Here is a 3792-nt window from a genome sequence, read left to right on the forward strand (position 1 = left end):
CATTGCTGATGCGGTAAAAGTGCTGGTGCTCGAGGACATACCGCGCCTGTCGCGCAACAACTTCAACGAGGCGAAGCGGTTCGTCACGTTGATCGATGCGCTGTACGAGGCGAAGGTGCGGTTGATCTGTTCAGCGGCCGCCGAGCCTGAGATGCTGTATGTCGAGGGGGAAGGTGTTTTCGAGTTCGAGCGCACAGCCTCGCGCCTGCGGGAGATGCAGGCACTGGACTGGGGACAATAGCGAACGTTGCCTCCGGCGTAGCTGTGACTCAATGAATGGTCAGCCGTTTTCGCGCAGGATGTTGCCCGCGAGGTAGAGCGAGCCGCAGATCAGCACGCGCGCCTGTGGGTTGGCTTTGATGATGGTGTCGAGGGCTTGGGACACACTGCTGGCGGTCGTCGCGGGCAGGTTCACCGATTTGGCGGCGGCGGCGGTTTCTTCGGCGCTCAGCGTGTTGGTCTCGCCCGGGATGGAAACGGCGGTCAGGCTGGCAGCTTCCTGTGCCAGTGGGGAGAGGTAGCCGGTTACATCCTTGGTATTGAGCATGCCGCAAATCAGGTGTGTGGGTCGCGGGGGCAGCTTGGCCAAGACGTCCGCCAGCGCGACACCGGCGGCGGCGTTGTGGCCGCCGTCCAGCCAGAGTTCGGCCTGGGGCGCCTGTTCGACCAGCGGGCCGGTTTTCAGGCGCTGCATCCGGGCGGGCCATTCGGCGCGGGTGACAGCGGCCTCGTAGGCCTCGTCGCCGAGGTCGAGGTGGCGCAGGACCGCCAGTGCGGCGCCGGCGTTCTGGACTTGGTGCGCGCCCAGCAGGTTCGGCAGCGGCAGGTCGCGCAGGCCGTTTTCGTCCTGATAGATCAGGCTGCCATGTTCCTCGTGGACGTGCCAGTGCTGTCCGTGGGCCAGCAAGGGTGCGCCGAGGCGGGCGGCGGTGGCCTCGATGACCTCCATTGCCTCGTCCGGCTGCGGGCCGACGATGCAGGGCACGCCGCGCTTGATGATGCCGGCCTTTTCGGCGGCGATCTTGGCCAGCGTGTTGCCGAGGAACTGTTCGTGGTCGATCGAGATCGGGGTGATGACCGTGACCGCGGGCTTTGCGATTACGTTCGTGGCGTCGAGTCGTCCGCCAAGTCCGACTTCGAGCAATGTGTAGTCGGCAGGTACACGGGAGAAAGCCAGCAAGGCCGCGCAGGTGGTGATCTCGAAATAGGTGATGTTCTCGCCGCCATTGGCGGTGTAGCACTCATCCAGAACGGCGGTCAGCTTGGGTTCCGAGATCAGCTTGCCCGCCAGGCGGATGCGCTCGTGAAAGCGTGCCAGATGCGGCGAGGTGTAGGCATGGGCCGTCAGCCCGGCCCCTTCCAGCCCGGCACGGATCATCGCCTGGGTCGAGCCCTTGCCGTTGGTGCCGGCGATGTGGATCACCGGCGGCAGCTTGTCCTGCGGATTACCCAAAGCTTCGAGCAGACGCCAGACACGGTCCAAGGTCAGGTCGATGATCTTGGGGTGCAGCGCCATCATCCGGTCGAGGATGACGTCGGATGTGGGTGCGGTCATTTCTTGGGCTGGTCTTCGGCAGGCTTGGCCTGCGCGTCAGGCTGTTCGGCCGCGTCCTCGTTCGGGGCGGGCAGATCGCCTTTGACCGCCGGGGGCAGACCCATCAGCATCCGGATGATCGTGATCAACTCGTCCCGCAACTCGGTCCGTTTGGTGACGCGGTCCAGCATGCCGTGATCCAGCAGGTATTCAGCGCGCTGGAAGCCGTCGGGCAGTTTTTCACGGATCGTCTGCTCAATCACGCGGGGGCCAGCGAAACAGATCAGGGCGTTCGGCTCGGCAATATGCACGTCGCCGAGCATCGCGTAGGACGCCGTAACGCCTCCGGTGGTGGGATGGGTCAGAACGACGATATAAGGCAGGCCGGCCTCTTTCAGCATCTCCACCGCGACTGTGGTGCGCGGCATCTGCATCAGGCTGAGGATGCCTTCCTGCATCCGGGCGCCGCCGGCCGCGGAAAACAGGATCAGCGGGCGCTTGAGCTTCACTGCCTCTTGCGCGGCGGCGATGATGGCGTTGCCGACATACATGCCCATCGAACCGCCCATGAACGAGAAATCCTGCGCGGCAGCTACGATCGGCGTACGGCCGATCTCGCCGGTGGCGACCAGCATCGCCTCTTTCTCGCCGGTCTTTTTCTGGGCCGCCTTCATGCGGTCGGGGTATTTCTTCTGATCGCGGAACTGCAGCGGGTCTTCCTTGGGCGCGGGCACTGCGACCTCGGTGAAGATGCCGCCGTCGAACAGGTGCTTGAACCGCTCGCGCGGGGTGATCAGCATGTGGTGTCCGCACTGGGTACAAACGTTCTGGTTGTCCGCCAGTTCACGGTGGAACAGCATCGTTCCGCACTCGTCGCATTTGTGCCAGAGATTCTCGGGCACCTCACGGCGAGAGAAGATCGAGTTGATCCGGGGGCGGACGTAGTTTGTGATCCAGTTCATGTCGGAACCTTGCTGATGCGGGTTGCAGTCAAATAAGACGCTACGGAAGGAAATGCAATCAGCGCCTGAGCGCAAGTCGCGCAACCAGCCAGCTGACGATCATCACCGCGAAATCCACGACAAGCCACTGGCGCAGGATACCGGTGTCCGATGTTTCGAACGGAAGATGATAGAGGGCAAGCCCACCCAGGCCGTCAGGCAACGATACGATCAGCAGAGCCGTTACATTGTTGGCAAAATGCATGGCGATTGCGGGTCCCAGCGTTCCTGCTCTGGCGGTGATGTCTGCACTAAGAAGGCCAAAGACAAAGGCCCAAACTGCGATCAGGATAGCATTGTCACCGGCGGCAAGAGGTGCGTAGTGCCCGGCAGCAAAAATCAGGGAGGGTACACCCATCCAAATCCACGGGGCCCTGAACCGCGCGGCCAGCGATTGTTGCAGGAACCCGCGGAATAGAATCTCTTCGGCGCTGACCTGAATAAGGACAGCCACCAGCGCCAGCGGCAACAGCAGCAGCCACCTGAAAACCGGGAGGTTTGGCTCCAAGGGCGGTCCCATATCGTATGGGGGCAGAACAAAAAGCAAGGCACCCAGCACGACCAGCGCCCGCAGAACCCGCCAGAATTGCCGTACAGTCAGAATCGGCGCCCCAACCACGGAGATCAGTTTCCGGTGCTGCACCTGTCGCACGGCCAATCCGACGCCCAATGTGGCAAAGGCAAAACTGGAAAGGATGACCAGCAGCGCCAGGGCCGAGGACCCGTCTTCGAAACCGGACACCAGTTCGGCCGAACCAAAGGCGGTTACAGCGGCCAGGAGAACCAGATTCAGTGCCAGCACGACGACCGTGATGATCGCGAACCCGAGCAGCAGCCGCCAGAGTTCGGGATAAGCCCTGGCCGGCGCCACCAGGATTTCGTGCGGGGCATAGGCCGGGTGTGGCTGCGGGTCACGCATTCTTAACCGCCCGCCCCGGTCTCGGCTTCGGGTGTCAACGGGGTGTTCGACAGCAGCAGTCGTTCCGAGACGGTCGTCAGATACCCGGCAACCGTTTCCAGAAGGCGCATCGAAACAGCCGCGTCACCTTCTACCACCGCGCGCAGCTCTTCCGCACCGATCCGCAGGAACGAACAGTCGGTCATAGCAACGAGGTCAAGTTGCCGAGGCGCGCCGGTGATGATCGACAGGTCTCCGATCAGGCGGCCTGGCTCGACGATGGAGATGTTGCGCTTTTCGCCGTCCGGCATCGTCCATTCCAGACTCGCCTGCCCGGAGATGCACAGATAGGCTGCGTC

General features: G+C 62.9%; 5 protein-coding genes. 1 reads left to right on the forward strand and 4 read right to left on the reverse strand.

From position 1 onward, the window contains the following. A partial coding sequence (gene zapE / locus AC2FM5_RS19370) for an AFG1/ZapE family ATPase (RefSeq protein WP_496737600.1) occupies window positions 1-241 on the forward strand: 241 nt, incomplete at its 5' end. Window positions 242-280: 39 nt separating this feature from the next. Here zapE and AC2FM5_RS19375 read toward each other — a convergent pair. From AC2FM5_RS19375 to AC2FM5_RS19390, 4 genes are all read right to left on the reverse strand, one after another. Continuing rightward, on the reverse strand, window positions 281-1555 hold the full coding sequence (locus tag AC2FM5_RS19375) for a bifunctional folylpolyglutamate synthase/dihydrofolate synthase (protein ID WP_496737602.1): 1275 nt from the start codon (window positions 1553-1555) through the stop codon (window positions 281-283). Then, window positions 1552-2496: an acetyl-CoA carboxylase, carboxyltransferase subunit beta gene (accD, locus tag AC2FM5_RS19380; RefSeq protein ID WP_170359459.1), complete on the reverse strand. Its 945-nt coding sequence runs from the start codon at window positions 2494-2496 to the stop codon at window positions 1552-1554. The genes AC2FM5_RS19375 and accD overlap by 4 nt, the downstream gene beginning before the upstream one ends. Window positions 2497-2554: 58 nt before the next feature. Beyond that, entirely contained in the window at window positions 2555-3454 is a 900-nt protein-coding gene (locus tag AC2FM5_RS19385) for a CPBP family intramembrane glutamic endopeptidase (RefSeq protein WP_170391502.1), read from the reverse strand. Window positions 3455-3456: 2 nt separating this feature from the next. Further along, window positions 3457-3792, reverse strand: a 336-nt coding sequence (locus AC2FM5_RS19390) for a Crp/Fnr family transcriptional regulator (RefSeq protein WP_496737605.1), incomplete at its 5' end; no start/stop codon positions are given.

This window comes from Ruegeria sp. BHSA162 (assembly GCF_059613385.1).